The sequence below is a fragment of the Rosistilla oblonga genome, assembly GCF_007751715.1.
GTDB classification, from domain to species: domain Bacteria; phylum Planctomycetota; class Planctomycetia; order Pirellulales; family Pirellulaceae; genus Rosistilla; species Rosistilla oblonga.
Genome location: NZ_CP036292.1, coordinates 5853674 through 5877025, shown reverse-complemented (window position 1 = coordinate 5877025; position 23352 = coordinate 5853674). Strand labels below are relative to the sequence as shown.

Sequence of the window (23352 nt, the reverse complement as noted above, 5' to 3'; positions counted from 1 at the left end):
TTTCGTTCAGCCAATCCAATAAAAAACCGCGGGTCGAATCCGACTCGCGGTTTTTTTGTTGGGTGTTGAGGCGTCCGGCGCGGTTCAGTTGAACAGCGACGTCAGCAATCGGCCGACCGCTTCGTTGGAAACATCCGAACGGAGCGAGGTTGAGGGGCGTTGGTTGGGCTTGCGCGATTCGTTCTCTGTGCGTTCAGATCGTTCGCGGTCCAGATTATATCGCGGTTTGCCCGCGTCGCCTCGGTTGCGGTCTCGGTCGTTCGATGGACCTCGTGCATCGCCTCGATCGCGATTGTTGGAGGGACCACGCGAATCAAATCGGTCGCGGTGGTTGGGCTTCCCTTGGCTACGTGGCACTTCCACGCGGATCTCCACCCGTTTTTGAGGGTAGGGGACCGTTGTTGGCGGCAGGATCACACGTCCGACACGGTGGGGATGGTGGTGGTGACCGTGATGGTTGTCGGAGAAGGCGTGCGACAGTCGCGAATACAGGCGGTCGGCGTCGTGCCAGACTGCGGCAGCACCGGGCAACGCTCGGCAGCTGTGCCCCAGCAGACTGCGAACGCGGTAGTGCAGCGAACGCACGTCGTCGAACAGGCCGCGGGTTCTCGAGCGATACGGATCGTGAACGAGGGCTTCGTAGAAGTCGTGCGAAACGTCGTCCAATCGGCTGACATAGCGGCTCAAGTAAGGCGAACTGTGGCGATCATGCGTGATGTAATCGGCCAGAACATGAACGGAACGGTGATAGTCGCGGGCGACCGCTTCCAGCCGGTGGTCGGCCCGTGCGGTGGTGGCGGCGGTGGACAGCAGGGCGATAGCGAGGGTTGCAGTTAGGTAACGCATCTTCGTGTTCCTTGGGGAGGGAGGAGCCGTTCTAGCTCCCAGGGTCGTCGATCGGTTGGCTGTCGCCGCAATCGTTGCGGTGCCTGTACTTGGCGACAGCGGGTCGCCATCAAAGCGACCTGGTTTATTGCTATCGCATGCAGTGTGCCAAACCGCGGGAAGAGATCGCTCGGGGGTTGCTAAGTCGCTGTGCAACAATAGGTTGCGATCGATGACAGGCAGGGAAACGAAGAGCTGGCCAGGACGCCAGAGTGTCGTCGATTTGATATCGCTGTCGTCAGAGTGACGTCATTCGGGGCGATCGACGGCGGGCGATTCGGCTTGCCAGCCGTAGCGTTTGGCGAGCAGGTGAGTGACGACGCTGGAGATCTCACGGATTTTCAGCGGTTTGGGGATCACCGAGACATCTTCCAGCTTGCTGGCTGCGTCGCAGATCGCTTCGTCCAGAGCAGCCGACATCAGAATGCAGGGGAGGGAGAGCCCCGAGGCACGCATTCGCGTGAGGGCTTCGAGACCACTCAAGCGGGGCATGTGGACGTCGAAGAGCGCTAGATGGACCTGGTGCCGGCTGATAATCTCCAGTGCCTCTTCGCCATCTTCGGCTAGATACATCTCAAAGTCGAACCGATCCAACACGCTTCGCAGCGTCTCTCGAAACGCGCGATCGTCGTCGGTGATCAATAGGTTGGGCTTCGTCAGCTTCATCAGAGGCCTCTAGGGCATATTGCCACATGCAGCGGAAATGATTCTGCCAATTTGTCACGTGGCGCGATGGCATCCAAGGTGTCGAGCAAATTCGAGGCCAAGGAGGACGAAGCGCTCGCAACTCGAGTCGTCTTGGTTATTATGACTGATAAATTGCTACCGTGCCTTTGGTAACTTACACAGTTTGCCAATTCGTCGCAGCCACAATCTTGTGGTTTCCTGCAAACCGAGAATATGCGAAAATGGGTCTTTCGATCCAGGTCGGAATCGCTCAACTATGCTTGCGGCCCGCCGTAGCAACCTTAAACTAACGCAAAAGTTACGCATCACCGCGACTTTTCGGTTAGACCCACCGAGACTTTACCTCACCATCAGCACCCTCAGACGAGGGGTAGGTATGTTCTGTGTCAACGCAAACTGAACCTTCATTTTTTCTGAAGCACGAATTTGCCATTCGCCGCATCCATTCTTTGTTGGGTGTCGTGCCGATCGGGCTCTACATGTGCGTTCACCTGACAACCAATGCTAGCCTGATGGCGGGGCCTGGGGCCTTCCAGCGGATGGTGAATCAGATCCACAGTCTGGGGCCGGCGCTGCCTGTCGTCGAATGGGGCTTCATCTTTTTGCCGCTGCTGTTCCACGCCATCATTGGCATTTGGATTGGAATGACCGGCGAATCGAACACCGATCGCTACAAATACACGGCGAATCGCCGCTACCGGTTCCAACGCATCACCGGCTACATCGCGTTTGTCTACATCACGATGCATGTCTTCCATCTGCATGGTTGGTTCCACTTCGGTCCTTGGTTGGACTACATCGCCACGCCGCTCGGGATGGCTCAGTTCAAGCCTTACAACGCGGCATCCAGCTTGGCTCACGCGATGGACGGCGTTTTCTGGCCCGCGTTTTACCTGGTCGGTGTCCTGTCGTGCGTCTATCACTTTGCTAACGGTCTGTGGACCGCCGGGATCACCTGGGGATTGTGGGTTTCGCCTGCAGCTCAGAAACGTGCATCGATGTTGTGTGGCGGGATCGGCCTGTTGGTCGGCATCATCTCGATCACCGCTTGGGTTGGCGCGTTGACTGTCGATCCCAAGGAAGCTCGGATCGTCGAGGATCGGATGTACGAAGCGGGCTTGGAATCGGGCGCCGTCTTCGACGACCCGCACAAACGCTCGGCTCCCGAAGCGGTTGAGTCCGAGGAATCGGAAGCGGAAGTCGACGCCGACGCGAGCACGGCTGACGAAGCCGCCGCCAGTGACGAAAAGACTGCCGAACCCGAGACCTCCGCGGCAGAGTAGTCTCACCGCGTCGCATCCTACCTAACGAATCATCAAACACACACCGATTTATATCATTTGGAGTCATCAATGTCCCAGCAACGGGTCGTAGTTATCGGCGGTGGCCTGGCCGGTCTGTCTGCCACGATGAAGCTGGCAGAGCTGGGCATTCCGGTCGATCTGATCAGTCTGACGCCGGTCAAGCGTTCGCACAGCGTGTGTGCCCAGGGTGGCATCAACGCTTGTAACGACCAGACGCGTCAGTTGGGCGACAGCGAATGGAAGCACTTCGACGATACCGTCTACGGTGGTGACTTCCTGCAGCACCAACCGCCCGTCAAAGAGATGACGTTGTGGGCGCCAAAGGTGATCGAGTTGATGGATCGCTTGGGCGTTCCGTTCAACCGCACCGGCGAAGGCTTTATCGACCGCCGCCGCTTCGGCGGAACGCTGTACAAGCGGACTGCCTTCTCGGGCGCAACCACCGGCCAACAGTTGTTGTATGCGTTGGACGAACAGGTGCGTCGCCGCGAGAGCGAAGGACTGGTTCGCAAGTTTGAATTCTGGGACTTCTTGGGACCGATCCAAGACAGCAATGGCGAATGCCGCGGCGTCGTCGCTCAAGACATGGTCTCGATGGAAATTCGCGGCTTCCCTGCGTCGGCAGTTGTCGTCGCCAGTGGTGGTTGCGGTTTGCTGTACGGTCGCAGCACGATGAGCGTCTTCTGCAACGGCAGTGCCGCCAGTCGCTGTTTCCAAGCCGGTGCCAAGTACGGCAACGCGGAGTTCATTCAGGTTCACCCGACCGCGATTCCAGGCGCCGACAAGTTGCGACTGATGAGCGAATCGGCGCGTGGCGAAGGTGGACGCGTGTGGGTTCCGAAGAAGCCGCAAGATCCTCGCTCGCCTCGCCAGATCCCCGAAAACGAACGCTACTACTTCTTGGAAGAGCGTTATCCCGAATACGGCAACTTGGTGCCACGCGATATCGCGACCCGCGAGATCTTCGACGTCTGCGTCAACGACGGATTGAGCGTCGAAGCGGGACGGATGTGCGTCTACTTGGATCTGACCCATATCGAGCGATCCGAACTGGACCGCAAGCTGGGCGGCATCTTGGAGATCTACGAGAAGTTCCAAGGCGTCGATCCTCGCGACGAACCGATGAAGATCTTCCCCGCGGTTCACTACAGCATGGGCGGCCTGTGGGCTGATTATGTCCGTTCGGCCGATGGCGGCATGGAAGCGGGCAACCCTCGCAACCAGATGACGACCATCAACGGTTTGTACGCGATGGGCGAATGCGATTACCATTACCACGGTGCGAACCGTTTGGGTGCCAACTCGCTGCTCAGCTGCATCTTCACGGGCCTCTTCAGCGGTCCTGGCATCGCCAACTTCATCCAAGGTCGCAGCGAAGCAACGACCAGCGATGTAGAAGCTGCGGTCCGCAAGCAACAGGAACGTCACGATGCTCTGTTGAACCAGAGTGCCGGCGGCGAGAACCCTTACTTGATCCATCAAGAACTGGGCGACGTGCTGACTCGCGCGGCGACCGTGGTTCGCAAAAACGAACAGCTCGAAGAAGCGATCAAGACGGTCGACGATCTGCATCAACGCGTGCAGAAGGTTTCGCTGTCCGATACCGGCACCTGGACCAACCAAAACGTGATCTTTGCCAAAGCGGTTCAGGACATGTTCCCGTTGGCCAAGGCGTTGTTGAAGGGTGCGTTGCAGCGGGATGAGTGCCGCGGTGCTCACTTCAAGCCAGCCTTCTCGATGCCCGAATTGACAAGCGACAACGATGCCGATCGTCGCCGCGAAGCCGAAGCGTGGTGCGATCGCTTCGAAGAGAACAACAAGAAATTCTTGAAGAGTTCCGTTGCCACTTGGGAAGGGAACGATGTGTCGATCGCATACGAAGATGTCGACACGTCGCTGATTCCTCCGCGTCCACGGCTGTATGGCCTCAAGGGTGCTGAAGTGATCAGCGAGGTCTGGAACGAACGGGCTGCCAAGGCGAAAGCCGCCGCCGCGACAGCCTCTCAAGACGCAGCCAACTAACAACAATCAAATCGATCCACGCCTACCGGTTTCATACCAATGATTGCACCTGAAAAATCTATGCCCGATACGATCGATGTCCGGATCTTGCGCCAAGAGGGACCCGGTAAAAAGCCTTACTGGGAACGTCATCGTATCCAGTACGAGCGCGAGATGAACGTGATCAGCGTGCTGCAGAAGGTCGCCGCGCAAGCGAAGACCGTCGAAGGCAAGGACGTTGCTCCCGTCGCCTGGGATTGCGGCTGCTTGGAAGAGGTGTGCGGATCGTGCACGATGGTCATCAACGGCCGTGTGCGTCAGAGTTGCTCGGCGTTGGTCGACAAGTTGTTGGCTGACCAACCGTCGCACATCGAACTGGCTCCGATGACCAAGTTCCCCGTGCTTCGCGATCTGTTGGTCGATCGATCGCGTCTGTTCCGTGGGCTGAAGAAGATCAAAGCCTGGGTGCCTGTCGATGGCTATTACGACATGGGACCGGGCGAACGGCAGAGTCGCGAACAGCAAGAGCAGGCTTATCCGTTGAGCCAATGCATGAGCTGTGGTTGCTGTCTGGACGCTTGCCCTCAGTACAAGAAGATCGAAGTCGATCGGATCACTGGCGAGTCGGAAGAGGATTACCAAGCCCGCTGCAACGCCGAATATGACAACGCGTTTATCGGTGCCAATGCGATCAGCCAAGTGATGCTGTTCAACGATCATCCTGTCGGCAAGATGATGGCTGACGAACGGATGGAAGCGCTGACCGAGCCAGGTGGAATCCAGGTCTGCGGTAACGCTCAGAACTGTGTCGCGGTCTGCCCGAAAGAGATTCCGTTGACGACCTCGATTGCTCGCGCCGGTCGCGCCGCGACGGTTCACGCGATCAAGCAGTTCTTCGACCGGTAATTTCTGAATCGGTAAACCTCGATGCAACGACAGCTGTTTGGCAAAACCGGCTTGCGAATTCCGCCGGTCGTATTCGGTTCGACCAGCTTGGGGAATCTGTTTGCCGAGGTTCCCGACGAAGCGAAGCAGCAGGTGGTTGCGGAGTGGTTTCGCCGCGTCGAAGCCCCTGTCTTTATCGACTCCGCCGGCAAGTACGGCGCTGGGATGTCGTTGGAGATCATCGGTCGCGAGCTGTCGCGGCTGAACATCGATCCCGCCGACGTGGTGATCAGCAACAAGCTTGCTTGGACTCGCCAGCCATTGGTTGGCGATGAGCCTACGTTTGAACCGGGTGCTTGGTTTGGGCTGACGCACGACGCGCGTCAGGAGATCAGTTACGAGGGGATCCTTCGCTGTTATCACCAAGGGAACGAACTGCTTGGCGATTACCAAGCCGGTCTGGTTTCGGTCCACGATCCCGATGAGTACCTGGCTGCGGCAACCGATCCCGCCGATCACAAGCAGCGTTGGCACGACATCGAAGAGGCTTATCGAGCGCTGGGCGAGCTGCGCAGCGAAGGGAAGGTCTTGGGCGTTGGCGTGGGAGCCAAGGATTGGACTTCGATCCGCGACGTCTGCGATCGCGTCGATCTCGACTGGGTGATGTTGGCCAATTCGCTGACGATCATGAAACATCCGCCGGAGCTGCTGGCGTTTATCGAACAGTTGGATGAAGCCGGAGTCGGGATCTTAAACGCCGCGGTCTTTAACGCCGGCTTCGCGCTCGGCGGCAAGTTCTACGACTACCGCGTCGTCACCGGCGAATCGGCCGAGGATCGCGAGCTACTCGATTGGCGGCAGCGATTCCAGACTGCGTGCCAGCGGTTCGACGTCGCGCCGGCGGCTGCCTGCCTGGAGTTTGCTCGCAGCGTGCCAGGAATCCAAGCTGTCGCGATCAGCAGTTCCAGTCCGCACAACATTGCACGAACCGTTGCGGCGGTCGACGGCGCGGCGCCACCAAGCTTCTGGTCGCATCTGAAAGAGATGCACGTGATCGATCCGTCGTTCCCGTTCTTGGGATAGCGGCCGCACGAGCGGCGATCGACTTCGTTGCTCTTGCGAACTATTGGGCTTTGTCGCCGCACCACGCTTGCCATTGCTGTTCAATCCACGCCGGATCGGGCTTTCCATCGGTGACCAGGAATCGAAAGCTCGCTTCGTAGGGCTGGTCTTTGGCGATCTGAAACTCCCCCGTCACGCAAGGTGCAAAGCAGAAGTAGGGCATGCTGGGATGGAGCCGCGCCGGCTGCGGGGCTCGGAAGTTATCGGCGTGTCCAAGCATCGTGATGCAGACCAAATCGTCCCCTTCGGTTCCCGAAAGCGTCACCCATCGCGTCGGATGATGGTTCCCGGCGATCCGGTCGTGGCCGTGCTCGTCGACGATCTCGCTGATCGGTTCGCTTGGTTTATTGTTGTCGGCGTCGCTTGCTTTTGCCGCAGCTTTCTTTCCCGACGGCAGGCTCCAGCGAGCGGGGCCGCGCGTCGCAACGCCGCCGTAATGATACTTTTCGACTGTCAACGGCTTGTCGGTTAGTGCTTCCTGAGTCGTTTGTAGATCGAAGCAGCGGTAGGATCCGTCGGTCGGTTGGACCGTGATTCGCCAGCGCTCACGCAGTATATCGACCTTCGGTTCGGCGACCGTATGGTGAATCAGATCGACCTCGAACCCTGCCGATTCGTTTTCGGTAAACGTCTTGACGACGCGTTCATGCGACACGCGTCCGACGCCTCCGGCAAGATTCCAGAAGTCGATCTCGCGTCCGTCGTAGTTGGTCCTCACCCACGCGCTGAAGACTCCCTGTTGGTGCGGATGGTCCGCTGGAAACGCTGCCGTGACGACGTTTCCGGCCGGCGAAGCGACAGGATGCAGGAATCCGCTGCGGTGATAGATCGGATCGATTCCGTCGGGGACCGGCGGCGATTGCTTGTTATAGACCAACACCGACTTGCCGTCGCTGGCGATCTCGATCGCCGCGTTGGTCTCCTTCACTTGCAGGTCGGCGGCGGCGATTGGGGATGCCAGTAAACACCAGGCCGCAAGCAGGCTTGAAAGTAGCGATCGTGTCGTCAATGTCATCGGTTCGTCCTTTATGCGGTGCCCAGGGAAGGTTCGGTTGTGGACGGTGCGGCGGCCTCGCGGTTGGCGGCGCCGCGGTTTAGCGACGGAGCATTTTCAGGGCGAACTGGCTGCCCATCTTCTGATGGATGGCGAGTTGGATGTAGAGCATCGCCATCGGTTCCAAGTAGCGTGCCGATTGCAGGTCGCCCGCATCGATCGCCTCAAAACCAAGCTCGTCGATCAGCGTTCCTGCGGTCGCTTTGGCTGTGATGTCGTCGCCACAGTAGAACATCGTGGCGCGTTGGCCATCGAAATCGGGGTTTTCCATCGTCGCCAAGCTGGCGGTGTTGAAGGCTTTGACAACGTGTGCTCCGGCGGCCCAGTGCGCGATCTTTTCGGCTGCCGATTCGGTGTGGCCGAGCGTGATCCCGTCGAAGGTTTCGTTTAGCGGGTTGGTGCAATCGATCAAGGTTTTGCCGGTCAAATCGCCTGCGTTGGTCAGCGTTTCGCGGGCGGCGGTCCATGGGGCGGCGAACAGGATCGTATCGCATTGCCGCGCCGCTTCGGCGATCGTTTCGGCAGCATGGGCGTGCGGATTCTCTTCGATCAACTGTTGCACACGCTCACTTTGTGGCAGTCGCGAGCCAAAGACGATGTTGTGACCGAGTCCGGCCAGACGGCGGCCCAGGGTTGCACCGACGTTGCCCGTACCTAAAACTGCGATATCCAATGCTTCAAACCTTTGACTATAACGGGGATGTGAATGACTGGTTGCATTGTATTGTCAACCCGCATGGCTTGATATCCTGCTACACGCCCCTGAAGAGAACGAGAATGACCGAGAAACCGGACGATTCGGGAAGCAACAAAGAGACACGGTTGCGCAGCCCCGACTTGATCGAAGTGATGCGGAAGACGATCGATCGGCTGGTCCGCGACCGGACCGCTCGCGGCGATCTGAAGATCCTCAGCCGCACGTTGATCGAATTGCGATATGCGTTCAGTGTCTTCCGGCCTTATCGGCGACATCGCAAAGTGACCGTCTTCGGGTCGGCTCGGACCGCGCCGTCGCATCCAACGTTTAAAGCGGCCGAGGAGTTTGGTCGGCGGATGGCGGCCGAGGACTGGATGGTCGTCACCGGTGCGGGTAGCGGGATCATGGAGGCGGGGCACCGCGGCGCGGGGCGCGAGCATTCGATGGGGCTGAACATCATGTTGCCCTTCGAACAGGGAGCCAACCCGGTGATCGAAGGCGATCGCAAGCTGGTCACGATGAAGTACTTTTTCACTCGCAAGTTGATGTTTGTGAAAGAGTGTCACGCGGTGGTCAGCCTGCCCGGCGGCTTTGGAACGCTCGACGAAACCGCCGAAGTACTGACACTGCTGCAAACGGGCAAGCACCCGATGATTCCCGTCGTGCTGTTGGACGCCCCCGGTGGAACGTATTGGAAGGAGTTTGGCAAGTTCGTCGATTCGCAACTGCTCGACGGCGGGATGATCTCGCCCGAGGATCTGCGGTTGTACAAAATTACCGAATCGGTCGACGAAGCGGTCGCCGAACTCGATCGCTTCTATCGTGTCTATCACAGCATGCGGTATGTCAACGGCAAGCTGGTGTTGCGGTTGCAGCGACCGTTGGGAGCGGCGAAGTTGGCAGCGGTCAACGATCGGTTCTCCGATATCGTCGTCAAAGGCGGTTTCGAGCAGATGGCTGCGCTGCCGGAGGAGCACTCCGAAGCGGAGATCGCCGAATTGCCACGGCTAGTCTTTTTGTTCAATCGCCGCGCGATGGGGCGATTGCGAATGCTGATCGACTTTATCAACGAAGACGAGTGATCTCGCGGTCGAGGTGAGCTCGCAGGGCATTTTCTCGGGGCGTTCGCGACGCCCGTCGGGACAGGTTGAAGCGGATGTGGGGATGACCGCATCGGCGGTGGTCCGGTCGTGTCGCTTGTGACGGCGGCGCGATCGAGTTCGTGAACTTTATCGGCTGCGTCGACTTCTGCGGTCACGAAAGCTTCTCCGGTCTGCCGATGCTAGCAGTGTGACCCATGAAGGGAATCAAAACTGTTAAGTCTTCATGCGACCGGATCGATCCAATGCACTGCTGTTTGCGGTGCGATCGCTTCAGAGCCGCGTGAGGGATAGCTTCCGGCAAGGACTCGCTGGTGCCCAATGTCAAGCCGCCGTCAATGATGACAGAGCGGCGTCACCTGAGCCTGGATCGACGACGTGACCTTGCAAATACCTGACTACCTTCGAATTCACGCAGACGACAACACCTCCCCACGGAAGTTTGCTGCAAGCGACGAGATGTCCGCTTTTTGGCAGGCTTATGTTGATGCGACGGGTTGGCGAATCAAACCTTCCACTGGCACCACGGCGCACCGGCTGATGTTGTTGCCCGCCTGCACCGAGGCGATGATGGATGTTGATTCTGCCGACGCGCAGCCGGCGGTTTCAAAAAGTGCAGCGGAAACGCTTGCACAGGCCGCGTCGCGAATCGCCGACCGTTTGCGTGAATTCGAAGGTTTGCTAAGGAACCAGGAAGCGACCCACGCCGTTGAAGATGCCAACGCCGGTTGCCTCCCCGCGGCCGGACATATCGCCGATCGTTTGGAAGCTGTTTTGAAAGAGGCGAGTGCCGCCACCGGTTGTGACGCCGCGGGACTCTATTTGCTGGATGCCGATACCAGTCATTTGAAATTGCGTTCCTGCTTTGGGCTGCCCAAGTCGCGGTTGGCTCAACCGCCGCGGGCGCTGCGTGGCGCATTGGGCGATCTCGAGGCGTTGGTCTCGCCGGTTGTTACGATCGAAGATATTCCGCGGATGCCGCACTGGGAGAGTCCCGAGGAGCGTGGCGCTGCGATCGTGGTTGCGATTCGCGGCGGCGATCTGCCGTTGGGAACCCTGTGGCTGTGGGACGATCAGCCCCGCGACATCACGTCGGCGCAACAGGCGTCGGCAACTCTCGCCGCCGGGCGAATTGCGGCGGAGTTGGAACGCGAGGTGATCGGCACCAAGGCGGCTGAACAGGCAGAGGTCCGCGACGAATTGCGTGCCGCCGCGGCTTGGCAATCGCGTCAGTTGCCGCCAGCGGTTCCGTTGGACAAAGATTGGGATGTGGCCGGTTGGAACGAAGCGGCTGAAGCGGTCGGGGGCGATTGGTTTGCCTGGGACATCCTGCCCGACGGCAAGATCGCGATCGCCATCGCTTCGGTTGGAGCCAGCGGGATCGAGTCGGCGTTGACGGCTGCAACCGCGCGTTCGGCTTGGCAATCGCACACCGGGTACCGGCACAAGACGAATCAAGTGCTCAGCCGAGTCAACGACACGCTGTGGCAGACATCGACCGGCGACCAATCGACAAGCCTGCTGTACGTTACCGTCGATCCCGAGACGGGGGAGGGGCAGTTCTCTTCCGCGGGGACTTGTCAGGGACTGATCGTCAATCGCTACGGATATCGAATGCTCGCGTCGCCGACTGAACCGTTGGGCCGCGACCCCGACGTCCGCCCGCTGGTGCACACGATGCGACTGCTGCCCGGCGAGGCGTTGGTCTTGGTCAGCCAAGGGGCGATCGCCAGCAATGGAGCTCCCGAATCGGGGCGGCTGACGCAACAAACGTTAACCGATTCGATCCGCCACGAATTGGTCAACGGTCCCGAACCGGCGCTGTCGTGCCTGCGGCGACTGTTCGCCCAAGCCGGTCCCGCCGCCGCCGATCGATCGATCGCGATCCTGCAGCGCCAGTAGGTGGCAGCCGGCTGTTGGGATCAGCCTGTCCCCTTTTCGCTACGAGTCAGGGCCGAAGGCTCGGCCGTTTGCCTAGCCCAGGCCATCGGCCTGGGTGAACGTTGCACGAATTCGCCACGGTTGGGCTGAAGGCCCCGAGCGCGACGGCCCCATCCCGTGCCGTTGGCCCTTCACCCGATGGAAATGTAGTGGAGTGTGGTCGGCCGCTACCCAGCCCTGCTGGCTGGGCTATGCAAATTGCCGGACCTACGGCCCGCATTGGGCGTTCTCGAAGTGTGCCTGTCCCCTTTTGGTTTACCCAGCCCTGCGGACTGGGCGATGTAAATTGCCGGACCTGCGGCCCGCGTCGGGCGGTCTCGGAATGTGCCTGTCCCCATTTCGCTTTTTTGGCTACCCGGTTCCGTCCGAGTCAGGGCCGAAGGCTCGGCCGTTTGCCTAGCCCAGGCCATCGGCCTGGGTGAACGTTGCACGAATTCGCCACGGTTGGGCTGAAGGCCCCGCATGCGACGGCCCCATCACGGGCCGTTGGCCCTTCACCCGATGGAAATGTAGTGGAGTGTGGTCGACCGCTACCCAGCCCTGCTGGCTGGGCTATGCAAATTGCTGGGCCTGCGGCACGCGTTGGGCGTTCACGGAATGTGCCTGTCCCCTTTTTGATTCCGTCCGAGTCAGGGCCGAAGGCTCGACCGTTTGCCTAACCCAGGCCATCGGCCTGGGGGAACGTTGCACGCATTCGCCATGCGATAGACCACGACTGACGGACACTCCAAGGGGCGTCAAAGGGCTAAGGATTGCTCGTGGTCGACTTCGAACTGGTTGGGAGTTCGGTAGCCAAGGGTTTGATGAATTCGCGTGGAGTTGTAAAACGCTTCGATGTATTCAAATACGCTGCTTCGGGCATCGTTGATATCGGCAAACGATTCAAATTTGGTCCACTCATGTTTCAGGGACCAAAAGAATCGTTCCATCACGGCGTTGTCATAACAACATCCAGTGCGGCTCATCGAGCAGGTGATGCCGAGAGTCTTCAGCGTACGTTGATACTCGCTGCTGGTGTACTGGCATCCACGATCGCTGTGGTGCAGCAGGTTCGCTGTGTCGGGCCGTCGATTTGCGATCGCTTGCCTCAACGCATCTTCAACCAGAGGCGTTGCGAGGCTTTCGGAAATCGACCATCCAACCACTTTGCGGCTAAACAGATCGAGCACAACAGCAAGATAGATCCAGCCGTTGGCCGATGGCAAATAGGTGATATCGGTTACCCATTTGCGGTTTGGTCCTTCCGCCTCGAAGACCTGGTCGAGTAGATTCGGTGCGGGGACTTTGGTTGGATCGGCGACCGTGGTCGTTGGAGTGAAACGCTTGTGGACCTTGCTTTTTAGGCCCATTTCACGCATCGCCTTGGCAACCGTATTGCGACTTGCCGACTCGAGCTGCGCGTCGGCCTGCATCAGTTCAGCGACCTTGTAGCTTCCGTAGATCTGCTTCGAACTGGCGTGCACCCGCTGAACATCCGCGCGAATCTTATTCGTTCTTTGCTTGCGTGCACTTGGCTCGCGCACGCACCAGGCGTAATAGCCGCTCCTGCTGACACGCATCACTCGGCACATGGTCTGAATTGGAAACGAGTCGCGATGTTGTTTGATCCAGGCGTACTTCATTTCGACTCCTTCGCAAAATACGCCGTGGCTTTTTTTAATATGTCTCGTTCCATTTCGGCCTGCAGCAGCGCCTTCTTCAGGCGACGGTTCTCGGCAATCAGCGCATCGTTGCTTGAGCCGACTGAAGCGGGGATCGCACTGGCGTCAAATTTCTTGATCCAATCGCGGATGCTCCTCGGAGCCACTGCAACTGCATCGGCGGCCTGTTTGATCGTGTAGCCCTTCTTCGTAACGAGCTCCACGGCACTGCGTTTAAACTCGTCCGAATGCACACGTCGCGGCTGTCTAGGGTTCTCTGGCATTATTTTCTCCTGGGAAGATTCTGAGTAATCCTTGGAGTGTCCGCCAGTCGTGGTCTATCGCACCACGGTTGGGCTGAAGGCCCCGAACGTGACGGCCCTCTCCCGGGCCGTTGGCCCTTCACCCGATGGAAACGTGGAGTGTGGTCGGCCGCTACCCAGCCCTGCAGGCTGGGCTATGCAAATTGTCGGACCTGCGGCCCGCGTCGGGCGGTCTCGAAATGTGACTGTCCCCTTTTGGTTTTGCCACGGTTGGGCTGAAGGCCCCGCATGCGACGGCCCCATCACGGGCCGTTGGCCCTTCACCCGATGGAAATTTGAAGGTGTGGTTGGCCGCTACCCAGCCCTGCAGGCTCGGCTATGTAAATTGTCGGACCTACGGCCCGCGTCGGGCGTTCTCGGAATGTGCCTGTCCCCTTTTTGGTTTAAATTGTCGGACCTGCGGCCAGTGTCGGGCGGTCTGGGAATGTGCCTGTCCCCTTTTGGTTTACCTGTCCCCTTTTGATTCTGCCTGTCCCGGTTCTGTCCGAGTCAGGGCTGAAGGCTCGACTATTTGCCTAGCCCAGCCATCGGCCTGGGTGAACGTTGCACGCATTCGCCCCGGTTGGGCTGAAGGCCCCGCACGCGACGGCCCCATCCCGTGCCGTTGGCCCTTCACCCGATGGAAACGTGGAGTGTGGTCGGCCGCTACCCAGCCCTGCAGGCTGGGCTATGCAAATTGTCGGACCTGCGGCCCGCGTCGGGCGGTCTCGAAATGTGCCTGTCCCCTTTTGGTTTTGCCACGGTTGGGCTGAAGGCCCCGCATGCGACGGCCCCATCACGGGCCGTTGGCCCTTCACCCGATGGAAATTTGAAGGTGTGGTTGGCCGCTACCCAGCCCTGCAGGCTCGGCTATGTAAATTGTCGGACCTACGGCCCGCGTCGGGCGTTCTCGGAATGTGCCTGTCCCCTTTTGGTTTACCTGTCCCCTTTTGATTCTGCCTGTCCCGGTTCTGTCCGAGTCAGGGCTGAAGGCTCGACTATTTGCCTAGCCCAGCCATCGGCCTGGGTGAACGTTGCACGACTTCGCCCCGGTTGGGCTGAAGGCCCCGCATGCGACGGCCCCATCCCGGGCCGTTGGCCCTTCACCCGATGGAAATGTAGTGGAGTGTGGTTGGCCGCTACCCAGCCCTGCGGACTGGGCTATGCAAATTGCTGGACCTACGGCCCGCGTCGGGCGGTCTCGGAATGTGCCTGTCCCCTTTTGGTTTTGGAGTGTGGTCGGCCGCTACCCAGCCCTGCTGGCTGGGCTATGCAAATTGCTGGGCCTGCGGCCCGCATTGGGCGTTCCCGGAATGTGCCTGTCCCCTTTTGGTTCCCCCCATCACGGGCCGTTGGCCCTTCGCCCGATGGAAATTTGAAGGTGTGGTTGGCCGCTACCCAGCCCTGCTGGCTGGGCTATGTAAATTGTCGGACCTACGGCCCGGATTGGGCGTTCTCGGACTGTGTCTGTCCTCTTTCGTCGGCGAGTTAGACGTTCCAGGACTGTGCCTGTCCTCTTCCGGCTTCTCTTCTGATTAGCTCTTCCGGCCATCTGCGGCCTGCCGGAACGTGGCGGCTTGTCTCGTCGTTCGCCGCTGGTTTGGGGATTCGACTGTATTCCGACGCCGCAGATCTTGTGGTACAAAGACTCCGACTTCCAAAAGTTCTATTTAGCGGGCAGTCCCAGATGCATTCTTGTTAATTGCTCCAATTTTCCGCTGTCTCGCGGTTTATTGTGGTCGATATATAATTCTTTGTGGAAAATCGTGCGTTTAACCCATTGAGCAATTTGGGGGCCAGACGCTATATTTCGTGGTTCTTAGCCAGCTCGATGGTTCGCTGTGGGCGAACGTCTGCATTGATAGCACGGCAACTGTGACAGGAGAATGCCGTTATGCCCCGTATTTTGGGCGTTGATGTCCCTAACGACAAACAAATTCAGTATTCGCTGACTTACCTTTACGGCGTCGGTTTGCATACCGCACGTGAAGCGTGTGAGCGATTGCAAATCGATCCGAAACGCAAAGCGTTCGACTTGTCCGAAGAAGAAGTCAGTAAACTGGCTGCCTTTTTGGAAAGCGAATACACCGTCGAAGGCCCTTTGCGACGTCAGTTGAGCTCCAATATCAGCCGTCTGCGCGAAGTTAAGTCTTATCGCGGCATCCGGCACCGCTTGGGGTTGCCTGTTCGCGGACAGCGGACCAAGACCAATGCCCGAACACGCAAGGGCCCCAAGAAGACTGTCGCCGGTAAGAAGGGCGTTAAGGACTTGCGGTAATCCGATGTTTCGCAGTGGCAGGAGCCTCGCTCCTGCTCTGGCCTGTGTTGAGCAGGCGACCCGCCAGCTCCCGCCAAGACGCTCCGAATTCCAAGTTGTCCTTTTCACCACATGGGGTATGCCCTTCGCTAGTGCAATAAAGTGCCAGGGAAGCCCAGCAAACCAGACTGAGAAGATTAAAAAACGTGTCAAAAGTTAAAACCAAAAAAAAGCAACGCCGCAACGTGGTTTCGGGCGTTGCCCACATCCACGCGACCTTCAATAACACCACGGTCACCATCACAGATCCCAAGGGTGAGACCTTGTGCTGGGCCAGCGCTGGCACGTGCGGGTTCAAGGGCAGTCGCAAGAGCACTCCTTTCGCCGGTCAAATGGCAGCTCAACAATGTGCTGAGAAGGCGCAGAAGTTCGGCGTTCGCGAAGTTGAAGTTCGCGTCAAAGGCCCGGGCAGTGGCCGCGAAAACGCGATCACTTCGCTGCAGTCCGCCGGCCTGAAGGTCAAGTTGATCGAAGACGTCACGCCGATCCCGCACAATGGCTGCCGACCTCGCAAGAAGCGACGCGTCTAGCGTCTGCTGGTCCGCTAGGTCACCGTATTGCAAGCACTGGGCCCCCGGCCCCGTGAAGCCTCCCACTAATATTAGTTTTCCGTAACAAGGAACATCAGCCATGCACATTCGTTGGCGTGGAATGGAATTGCCCAGCACGGTCGAAGTCGATCGTGAATCATTGTCTCCCACCTACGGCAAATTTGTGGCCGAACCGTTCGAGCGTGGATTTGGCAACAGCGTCGGCAACAGCCTGCGTCGCGTGTTGCTGTCGAGCCTCGAAGGTAGCGCCGTCACTCAGATCAAAGTGCATGGGGCACAGCACGAGTTCAGCTCGATCGCCGGCGTGATGGAAGACGTCACCGAGATCGTTCTGAACGTCAAAAGCTTGATCGTTCGCAACCACAGCGAATCGACTCGCGTGATCACCGTGCAACGCAATACCGCTGGCGATGTCACCGGTAACGACGTTCAAACCGACCAAGATGTCGAAATCATCAACAACAACCACGTCTTGGCGACTTTGACCGAAGACGTGCCGTTCATGATGGAAATGGTTGTTGAGAACGGCCGCGGTTATGTCCCGTCGACCGAACACAGCACCGGCGAACACGAGATCGGCATCATTCCGATCGACGCGGTTTTCAGCCCCGTGACTCGCGTTCGTTACGAAGTCGAAGAGACTCGCGTTGGTCAAAAGACTAACTACGATCGCTTGATCATGGAAATCTGGACCGACGGAACCGTTGGCCCCGAATTGGCGCTGACCGAATCGGCCAAGATCATGCGAAAGCACCTGAACCCATTCGTTCAATACACCGAACTGGGACCAGGAATCCACACCGTCGCTCGTGGCGGAGCGAACTCGGCGGAAGCTCAATTGGAAGCCAAGCTGAACATGCCGATCAGCGACCTGCGTCTTTCGGTCCGTGCAGGCAACTGCTTGGAATCCGAACAGATCCGCACAGTTCGCGATTTGGTCGTTCGCACCGAAGATCAACTGATCGAAGTCCGCAACTTTGGCGATACTACATTGAACGAAGTTCGCGACAAGCTCAATGCGTTGGGATTGCATCTGGGGATGCGGGTTCCAACTGGCGGGTTGATGTAATCGTTGCTGATATCAGCATCGCGTTGTAATCCAGCACTAACACATTTTGTTTATCGACGGGCCTAACGCCTGTCTCATCCAAGCAGTTCAATCATGCGACATCGACGAAAAGGGCGTGTTCTCGGCCGCAGTCCGAGCCACCGCAAGGCAATGTACAAGAACCTGGCTAGCAGCTTGTTCCTCACCGAACGAGATGCAGAGTTTGATGATAACGCGCCAAAGGTTAAAGGCCGCGTTGTCACTACTTTGGAAAAGGCCAAGGAAATTCGCCCGCTAGTGGAACGCTGCATCACGATCGCAAAACGATCGCTGGCAGCGGAGGAAGAGTCGCAGAAGTACGCGACCGACGCCGAACGCGGATCCGAAGCTTGGAAGACTTGGCGTAAGAGTGAAAACTGGCGGAAGTGGAGCGACGCTCGTGCTCCAGCCATCGCCGCTCGACGTCGCGTTTTGCAATTGCTCGGCGACAAGCAAGCGATGCGGATCGTATTCGACGAAATGGCTGACCGCTTCCGCGATCGTCCAGGCGGATACACGCGCATCATGCGTCTGGCGACTCCGCGTCTAGGCGATGCCGGTACTCGTGCGATCTTGGAATTTGTTGGTGTCAACGATCGCGTGAGCCAAAAGGCGGAACGCCCATCGTTCGATGACGACAGCGATTCGGCAGCTGACGATGAAGTCGCAACCGAAGAAGAGACCGCAGCGAAAGAGTAGTCGATCGCAAGTCCCTTCCCCATCACGCGGATCAAAAGGTCGGCGTTGTGGAAAGTAAAACAACGAAGAGAACAGGCTTTTACGGCTTGTTCTTTTTTTGTGCGCCGATCGAAGCCGGAAGATCGCGGCGGTCGTGTTTCTGAAGATGGGAGAGCAATATGGACGTTCGATCGTATAACCGCACTGCGTGGAACCGGAAAGTCGAACAGGCCGATCGTTGGACGCAGCCCGCCGGTTCGGAAGTCATCGACGCCGCGCGAGGCGGTGATTTTCGCATCGTTTTGACGCCGACAAAGCCTGTTCCGATGGCGTGGTTCCCGCCGCTTCATGCCACGCAGACGCTGTGTCTTGCTTCGGCCGGCGGTCAACAGGCTCCGGTGCTCGGCGCTGCAGGAGCCCGGGTAACTGTGTTTGATAATTCACCGCGGCAACTCGACCAAGATCGTTTGGTTGCCGAGCGCGATGGGCTCGATATGAGCTTTGAAGAAGGCGATATGGCTGACCTCTCTCGCTTCTCCGATGAATCGTTCGATTTGATCTTTCACCCCTGTTCGAACGGCTTCATTCCAAATGTGATTCCCGTGTGGCGTGAATGCTTCCGCGTGTTGCGGTCCGGTGGAGTGTTGCTGGCTGGATTTACCAACGCGGTCAGATACATCTTCGATGATGAACGCAGATTGAATGGCAATTTGGAGGTCCGGTATTCGCTCCCGTATTCCGATCTGGACCATCGCAATGAACCGCACATCCGCAAGGAGATCGAGCTAGGGAATCCGCTCGAATTTGGGCATACCCTTGAGGATCAGATCGGTGGTCAGCTGAATGCCGGCTTCATGTTAACGGGCTTCTACGAAGATCGTTTTGGTGAAAGCGACGACGACCCGCTATCGAGCTTCCTCGATACCTTCATTGCCACCCGAGCTGTTAAGCCTTGAATGTCGGATCGCAGTGGATGGAGTGGCTTCGAAAACTCGACTGGCTGTCCTGTGAGTTCGCGACGGCGACAAACAACAGATACTTATTTCAAACTGGCGGTGTTGGTGAACGCTATAATCCATCCTGCACCGCTGGACCACCAGATTAGGTAGTTGTTTTGGAATGATTGATCCAGGAGTTAGAACGATGTCCGACAATCCGTATGCCAGTCCCGTCGCCACGCCCGCAGCAATTCCGACTGCCGACGACGGAGCGAGTATCGATGGGGTACCGTTTGCCTCGCAAAATAGACGGCTCGTGAACTTCTTGGTAGACAACGTGATGGTACAGATTGTAGCGGGGGGCGTCGCGGGTGTGATCGGTGAGGCTTTTGTGGAGACCAGCAGTGGGCAGATCACACAAGACGAAGTCGCGACACTGCAGTTGATGGGGATGGTAGTTGGGTTGGGCGTCGTTGTGTTTTATTTCGTTCTTCTGGAGGCGACGTTGGGGGTGACGATCGGCAAACTGCTGACCGGCACACGGGTTGTCGACGCGGGCGGCGGGAAAGCGAGCTTCGGAAAAATCGTCGGCCGCACCTTCGCCCGTTTGATTCCGTTTGAGCCCTTATCGTTTCTGTTCGGTGACAAAACCACCGGCTGGCATGATTCACTATCGGGAACGCGTGTCGTTCACACCCGCGCAGCTCGCCGCTAACGTAGATTGGCCACCAGCTTAGGATTGAACGCGCGAGCCACGATAGGTGAGCTCGGCGCGTTGCGCCTGGACTTGACGAATCACGGCCAGCGTCTTCTCTTGGCTTGACATGACATACAGGATGTCGCCCGGGAGTATCGGTTCGTTCGTATCGGGGTTGCGGCGGATCCGACCATCGGTTGATAGGATCGCCACGATCAGGGGCCTGCCATCGTGAAGATTCAGATCAGCGATCTTGCCGCCGGCGACCGCCGAAGCCCCCTCGGCGCGGACCTCGCGAATCGCAAGCCGTAGCGCCTTCAGGTCGTTGTTCCAGCGATTCCTTTGGCTCGCGTCGGAGATCAGTGAATCGGCGGTCGGGCATGAGAGCATGTTAGCGATCCGTGCGGCGCCAATCGCTTCGGGCATCACCACATGATTGGCCCCGCTGCGGACAAGCTTCCGCTGAGTCGATTCCGATTCGCCACGGGCAATGATCTGCAATTCTTGCGTCAGCTCTCGAGCCGTCAACGTGATGAAGACATTGGCGGCATCCTCGGGCAAGACCGTGGCCAGGTACGCGGCACGATGGATGCCAGCCTTGATCAACGTCTCCTCTTCGCCTGCGTTGCCGGTCACTACGAGATAGCCCAATTCCTCGGCTTGCACGATACGGTCGGGCTTTTCATCGATGCAGACGAACGGTTGGTCCAGCGATCTGAGCTCCTCGGCCAAATTGCGTCCGACTCGGCCGAATCCGCAGATGATCACATGGTTGGATGTTTGTTCGATCCCTTGGCTCATCCGCCTCGCTCCCAACGCTCGATAGAATTCGCCCTCGGCAACCATTTGTACAAATCCGCCGACCACATAGATCCCCGACGAACAGCCGGCGATGATGATAAAAGCCGTAAAGACTTTCATCCCGGTGCTGTCGATCGGGTGGACTTCGCCGTAACCGACACCAAAAATTGTGATCACGACCATGTAGATCGAATCGACGACCGACCATCCCGCCGCGATGAAGCCAAGTACCGCCGCGACGCAAGTGATCGACAGGAACGTCAACCCGACCAGCATCTTCCGCATCGAAGTGCTGTCGCCCATTACCAGCGTTTCCGCGGGCGAAGCTTCGGTCGACGACTGCTCATGTCGCCTGGTATTCGAAATAACTGCGCGATTTGATGACGTCGGCGACGGGTGGGGGAACCATCGATTCCCAACTCATGTCTCCCTGCTTGATCTTGCACAGCACGTCGCGCGAGAAGATGTTCAGGCAGTCGGAATTGAAGTTATCCAAGTCGTTGATCCCGCCGCGGTCTTTCAGGTAGCCGTACAGTTTCTGCAGTTCGGGTTTGATCTCCAGATTCTCACACGTCGTCATCTCGCCTGTCGTCTGGTCGCGCAGCGGATAGCAATAGATTTTCAGGTCGTTCTTGAACAATCGGCCAAACGATTCGAGGATTCCGCCTTCGAGTCCGGCGTAATATTTCTCGTCGAATAGATCCAACAGGCTGGCGGCTCCCATCGTGATCGCGATGCTCTCTTTGGTGTATCGCGACAGGTACGACGCCAGGCGATAGTACTGAAAGTAGTCGGAGATCAGCACGGTCATGCCGCAGGCGGACATCACGTCGGCGCGAGCCAGGAAGTCGCGGAGATCGATCTCCCCTTCGGCTTTTAAGTTCCGCATGGTGATCTCCATCACCTGAGCAACTTCTTTTCCTTGGACGCTTGGCAGTTGCGTGAACTTTTCGTGGGCGCAGTGCAGCATGTCCAAGTTGACATTGCAGACGGGACGGAAGCTGCCGCGTTCGACCAGGATCGGTTTGCGGTGAAAGAATTCCGATGGCTGCAAAACATCGCCGTTGGCGGCGAACATCGCGGCGCCGGTGAGTCCCAGTTCGACTAGTTTGAGACTCATCAACCGATTGTCGACGTGGCGAAAAGCGATCCCCGAAAACTCGATCATGTCGATCTCGATCCGCGACGTCGAAAGTCCGTCCAGCAGCGAATCGACTAAAAGTTCGGGTTCATGATTGAGAGCGAACGCGCCGTGAACAAGATTCACGCCGACGATGCCCAACGCTTCTTGTTGCAGCGCCGCTTCGTTGTCCAACATCCGCACGTGGATGATGATCTGGCTGTCGTCGTCGCGCGGGTGCGCCTGGAATTTGACTCCGATCCAACCGTGGCAGTCGTTGGTCCCTTGGAAGTTTCGCGCCGAAACGGTGTCGGCGAATGCAAAAAATGCAGTCGTGTCGCCGCGAACATCTTTCAAGCGGTCGAGGTTCAGTTTGTGTTCGTAATCGAGCATCGCCTGCAAACGTTCGCGGCAGACGTATCGGCTGGCTCGACCGTAAATCGCGTCGCTGACTTTCATGTCATATGCCGACATGCTCTTGGCGATCGTCCCCGCACCGCCACCGACACGAAAGAACCACCGAACCACTTCTTGGCCGGCACCAATCTCTGCAAACGTGCCGTAGCGTCGTGGATCGAGATTAACCTGCAGCGCCTTTTGGTGCGTGTCGATTGGTTCGGATGTGGGAATTCGTGGTGACAAATGCATTTTGAAAAAGCCCGCCGTGTTCAAACGCGAATGAAGTGAAAATAGTTAATCACGCCTTAGGAGCACGAAGTGTACCAATCACGCAATTCATGGAGGGTAAGAAATGAATTTTCCGCTGTGGGCAGGCCTGCAAAGTGGCCACCGATACGGACCCGCCCCGCTCCGGTCCTTCGATCGGTTCGCCTCGACTTGCAATTCGATGGATCAACACCTTGTCTTACAAATCGATCGCAAGTCGGATACGGCGCCGGAGCAAGCGCGCAGAGTCAACTGGTCGTGGCCATCGGTCGATCGTCGTGCACCACGCATCGTGCCTAGAATGGGGGCACCAAGGCAATGAAAGCAAGCAGCGTTGCGGCTGCCGATCTCAATGGCGAGGCGCTGTCGGCCTTCAATTTAGGCTCGATCCCAGACGCTGAATTCGCTGGGGATGCTGTCGCGCGAACCGGCGGGGATCCGTTCGACAAAGCGGCATCGCCAATCTTGGAGATCGATCTCGACCGCGGTGTCTCCGACGACCTGGCTCCAGACGCGCGTCAGGTACAGATGATCGCAGGCCGGCATCATCGCCGTGTAGATTTGAGCACCGCCGACGACGTAGGCCGAGCGATCGCCAACCGCCACAAGCATCGCGTCGGGATCGGTGAAAGCCTCGACGCCGGGATGCGCCCACGATTGGTCGCGGGTCAAGACAAACGTCGTTCGCCCGGGCAGCGGGCGTCCGATCGAATCAAACGTCTTCCGCCCCATGATCAGAATGCTGCCCATCGTCAATCGCTTGAAACGCCGCAGATCGTGACTCAGTTGCCACGGCATATCGTTATCCAGACCGATCGTTCCGGTGGGAGTGGCAGCAACAACAGCAGTCAATGACACGCGATCGGTCTCGAGCAGAAG

At 58.2% G+C, this 23352-nt stretch carries 20 protein-coding genes and 1 pseudogene; 12 read left to right on the top strand and 9 right to left on the bottom strand.

Going from position 1 to position 23352, the window contains the following annotated elements:
• Positions 1 to 84 precede the first annotated feature (84 nt).
• The gene (locus tag CA51_RS20820) at positions 85 to 846 is read right to left on the bottom strand and encodes a hypothetical protein (RefSeq protein ID WP_145123097.1); all 762 of its coding nucleotides are present in this window, start codon (positions 844 to 846) and stop codon (positions 85 to 87) included.
• 288 nt (positions 847 to 1134) lie between these two features.
• On the bottom strand, positions 1135 to 1551 hold the full coding sequence (locus CA51_RS20815; RefSeq protein WP_145123096.1) for a response regulator: 417 nt from the start codon (positions 1549 to 1551) through the stop codon (positions 1135 to 1137).
• Positions 1552 to 1955: 404 nt separating this feature from the next.
• Here CA51_RS20815 and CA51_RS20810 point away from each other — a divergent pair, with 404 nt between their 5' ends.
• The 4 genes from CA51_RS20810 (at position 1956) to CA51_RS20795 (ending at position 6845) form a co-directional block, all read left to right on the top strand.
• On the top strand, positions 1956 to 2855 hold the full coding sequence (locus CA51_RS20810; protein WP_231745813.1) for a succinate dehydrogenase cytochrome b558 subunit: 900 nt from the start codon (positions 1956 to 1958) through the stop codon (positions 2853 to 2855).
• Between the two features lie 69 nt (positions 2856 to 2924).
• The gene (gene sdhA, locus CA51_RS20805; RefSeq protein WP_145123095.1) at positions 2925 to 4898 is read left to right on the top strand and encodes a succinate dehydrogenase flavoprotein subunit; all 1974 of its coding nucleotides are present in this window, start codon (positions 2925 to 2927) and stop codon (positions 4896 to 4898) included.
• Between the two features lie 39 nt (positions 4899 to 4937).
• Positions 4938 to 5783 carry a succinate dehydrogenase iron-sulfur subunit gene (gene sdhB, locus CA51_RS20800; RefSeq protein WP_145100442.1) on the top strand — a complete coding sequence of 282 codons (846 nt, stop codon included), beginning with the start codon at positions 4938 to 4940 and terminating at the stop codon, positions 5781 to 5783.
• Positions 5784 to 5804: 21 nt separating this feature from the next.
• Positions 5805 to 6845: an aldo/keto reductase gene (locus tag CA51_RS20795; RefSeq protein ID WP_145123094.1), complete on the top strand. Its 1041-nt coding sequence runs from the start codon at positions 5805 to 5807 to the stop codon at positions 6843 to 6845.
• A gap of 40 nt (positions 6846 to 6885) precedes the next feature.
• Here the strand turns inward: CA51_RS20795 and CA51_RS20790 are convergent, their stop codons facing one another.
• Positions 6886 to 7899, bottom strand: coding sequence for a DUF6807 domain-containing protein (locus CA51_RS20790; protein ID WP_145123093.1), 1014 nt, complete (start codon positions 7897 to 7899; stop codon positions 6886 to 6888).
• A 79-nt stretch (positions 7900 to 7978) separates the two neighbouring features.
• Positions 7979 to 8620 (bottom strand): annotated as a pseudogene (locus CA51_RS20785) (NADPH-dependent F420 reductase); the annotation flags it as partial.
• A 95-nt stretch (positions 8621 to 8715) separates the two neighbouring features.
• Here CA51_RS20785 and CA51_RS20780 point away from each other — a divergent pair.
• Together CA51_RS20780 and CA51_RS20775 are read left to right on the top strand one after the other, a co-directional pair.
• Positions 8716 to 9717: an LOG family protein gene (locus CA51_RS20780; RefSeq protein ID WP_145123091.1), complete on the top strand. Its 1002-nt coding sequence runs from the start codon at positions 8716 to 8718 to the stop codon at positions 9715 to 9717.
• A gap of 477 nt (positions 9718 to 10194) precedes the next feature.
• Positions 10195 to 11637: a PP2C family protein-serine/threonine phosphatase gene (locus tag CA51_RS20775; RefSeq protein WP_145123090.1), complete on the top strand. Its 1443-nt coding sequence runs from the start codon at positions 10195 to 10197 to the stop codon at positions 11635 to 11637.
• A 776-nt stretch (positions 11638 to 12413) separates the two neighbouring features.
• Here CA51_RS20775 and CA51_RS20770 read toward each other — a convergent pair.
• Together CA51_RS20770 and CA51_RS20765 are read right to left on the bottom strand one after the other, a co-directional pair.
• On the bottom strand, positions 12414 to 13298 hold the full coding sequence (locus CA51_RS20770) for an IS3 family transposase (protein WP_145117212.1): 885 nt from the start codon (positions 13296 to 13298) through the stop codon (positions 12414 to 12416).
• The gene (locus CA51_RS20765) at positions 13295 to 13600 is read right to left on the bottom strand and encodes a transposase (RefSeq protein WP_145117213.1); all 306 of its coding nucleotides are present in this window, start codon (positions 13598 to 13600) and stop codon (positions 13295 to 13297) included. The genes CA51_RS20770 and CA51_RS20765 overlap by 4 nt, the downstream gene beginning before the upstream one ends.
• 1924 nt (positions 13601 to 15524) lie before the next feature.
• Here CA51_RS20765 and rpsM point away from each other — a divergent pair.
• From rpsM to CA51_RS20735, 6 genes are all read left to right on the top strand, one after another.
• Positions 15525 to 15896, top strand: coding sequence for a 30S ribosomal protein S13 (gene rpsM / locus CA51_RS20760; protein ID WP_145124283.1), 372 nt, complete (start codon positions 15525 to 15527; stop codon positions 15894 to 15896).
• 185 nt (positions 15897 to 16081) lie between these two features.
• Positions 16082 to 16465: a 30S ribosomal protein S11 gene (gene rpsK, locus CA51_RS20755; protein ID WP_145123089.1), complete on the top strand. Its 384-nt coding sequence runs from the start codon at positions 16082 to 16084 to the stop codon at positions 16463 to 16465.
• A 100-nt stretch (positions 16466 to 16565) separates the two neighbouring features.
• Positions 16566 to 17555, top strand: a complete 990-nt coding sequence (locus CA51_RS20750) for a DNA-directed RNA polymerase subunit alpha (protein WP_145123088.1) — start codon at positions 16566 to 16568, stop codon at positions 17553 to 17555.
• 93 nt (positions 17556 to 17648) lie between these two features.
• Entirely contained in the window at positions 17649 to 18272 is a 624-nt protein-coding gene (locus CA51_RS20745) for a bL17 family ribosomal protein (protein WP_145123087.1), read from the top strand.
• A 305-nt stretch (positions 18273 to 18577) separates the two neighbouring features.
• On the top strand, positions 18578 to 19207 hold the full coding sequence (locus CA51_RS20740; protein ID WP_231745812.1) for a class I SAM-dependent methyltransferase: 630 nt from the start codon (positions 18578 to 18580) through the stop codon (positions 19205 to 19207).
• 187 nt (positions 19208 to 19394) lie between these two features.
• A complete protein-coding gene (locus CA51_RS20735) occupies positions 19395 to 19904 on the top strand; it encodes an RDD family protein (RefSeq protein WP_197451360.1) in 510 nt (169 codons plus the stop codon).
• Between the two features lie 18 nt (positions 19905 to 19922).
• Here the strand turns inward: CA51_RS20735 and CA51_RS20730 are convergent, their stop codons facing one another.
• The 3 genes from CA51_RS20730 to CA51_RS20720 form a co-directional block, all read right to left on the bottom strand.
• Positions 19923 to 20990: a potassium channel family protein gene (locus CA51_RS20730; RefSeq protein ID WP_145123084.1), complete on the bottom strand. Its 1068-nt coding sequence runs from the start codon at positions 20988 to 20990 to the stop codon at positions 19923 to 19925.
• Between the two features lie 40 nt (positions 20991 to 21030).
• Positions 21031 to 22455 (bottom strand): TonB-dependent receptor, encoded by a 1425-nt coding sequence (locus tag CA51_RS20725; RefSeq protein WP_145123083.1) that lies wholly within the window; start codon positions 22453 to 22455, stop codon positions 21031 to 21033.
• A gap of 396 nt (positions 22456 to 22851) precedes the next feature.
• Positions 22852 to 23331 carry a dihydrofolate reductase gene (locus CA51_RS20720; RefSeq protein WP_231745811.1) on the bottom strand — a complete coding sequence of 160 codons (480 nt, stop codon included), beginning with the start codon at positions 23329 to 23331 and terminating at the stop codon, positions 22852 to 22854.
• Positions 23332 to 23352 lie beyond the last annotated feature (21 nt).

Excerpts from the sequence above, each read along its gene's own strand:
- CA51_RS20780 (WP_145123091.1), top strand. The coding sequence starts at position 8,716 with ATGACCGAGAAACCGGACGATTCGGGAAGCAACAAAGAGACACGGTTG.
- CA51_RS20775 (WP_145123090.1), top strand. The coding sequence starts at position 10,195 with ATGTCCGCTTTTTGGCAGGCTTATGTTGATGCGACGGGTTGGCGAATC.
- CA51_RS20770 (WP_145117212.1), bottom strand. The coding sequence starts at position 13,298 with ATGAAGTACGCCTGGATCAAACAACATCGCGACTCGTTTCCAATTCAG.
- CA51_RS20750 (WP_145123088.1), top strand. The coding sequence starts at position 16,566 with ATGCACATTCGTTGGCGTGGAATGGAATTGCCCAGCACGGTCGAAGTC.
- CA51_RS20815 (WP_145123096.1), bottom strand. The coding sequence starts at position 1,551 with ATGAAGCTGACGAAGCCCAACCTATTGATCACCGACGACGATCGCGCG.
- CA51_RS20735 (WP_197451360.1), top strand. The coding sequence starts at position 19,395 with ATGTCCGACAATCCGTATGCCAGTCCCGTCGCCACGCCCGCAGCAATT.
- CA51_RS20745 (WP_145123087.1), top strand. The coding sequence starts at position 17,649 with ATGCGACATCGACGAAAAGGGCGTGTTCTCGGCCGCAGTCCGAGCCAC.
- CA51_RS20765 (WP_145117213.1), bottom strand. The coding sequence starts at position 13,600 with ATGCCAGAGAACCCTAGACAGCCGCGACGTGTGCATTCGGACGAGTTT.
- CA51_RS20795 (WP_145123094.1), top strand. The coding sequence starts at position 5,805 with ATGCAACGACAGCTGTTTGGCAAAACCGGCTTGCGAATTCCGCCGGTC.
- sdhB (WP_145100442.1), top strand. The coding sequence starts at position 4,938 with ATGATTGCACCTGAAAAATCTATGCCCGATACGATCGATGTCCGGATC.
- CA51_RS20730 (WP_145123084.1), bottom strand. The coding sequence starts at position 20,990 with ATGGGCGACAGCACTTCGATGCGGAAGATGCTGGTCGGGTTGACGTTC.
- CA51_RS20725 (WP_145123083.1), bottom strand. The coding sequence starts at position 22,455 with ATGCATTTGTCACCACGAATTCCCACATCCGAACCAATCGACACGCAC.
- sdhA (WP_145123095.1), top strand. The coding sequence starts at position 2,925 with ATGTCCCAGCAACGGGTCGTAGTTATCGGCGGTGGCCTGGCCGGTCTG.
- CA51_RS20790 (WP_145123093.1), bottom strand. The coding sequence starts at position 7,899 with ATGACATTGACGACACGATCGCTACTTTCAAGCCTGCTTGCGGCCTGG.
- CA51_RS20820 (WP_145123097.1), bottom strand. The coding sequence starts at position 846 with ATGCGTTACCTAACTGCAACCCTCGCTATCGCCCTGCTGTCCACCGCC.
- CA51_RS20740 (WP_231745812.1), top strand. The coding sequence starts at position 18,578 with ATGGCGTGGTTCCCGCCGCTTCATGCCACGCAGACGCTGTGTCTTGCT.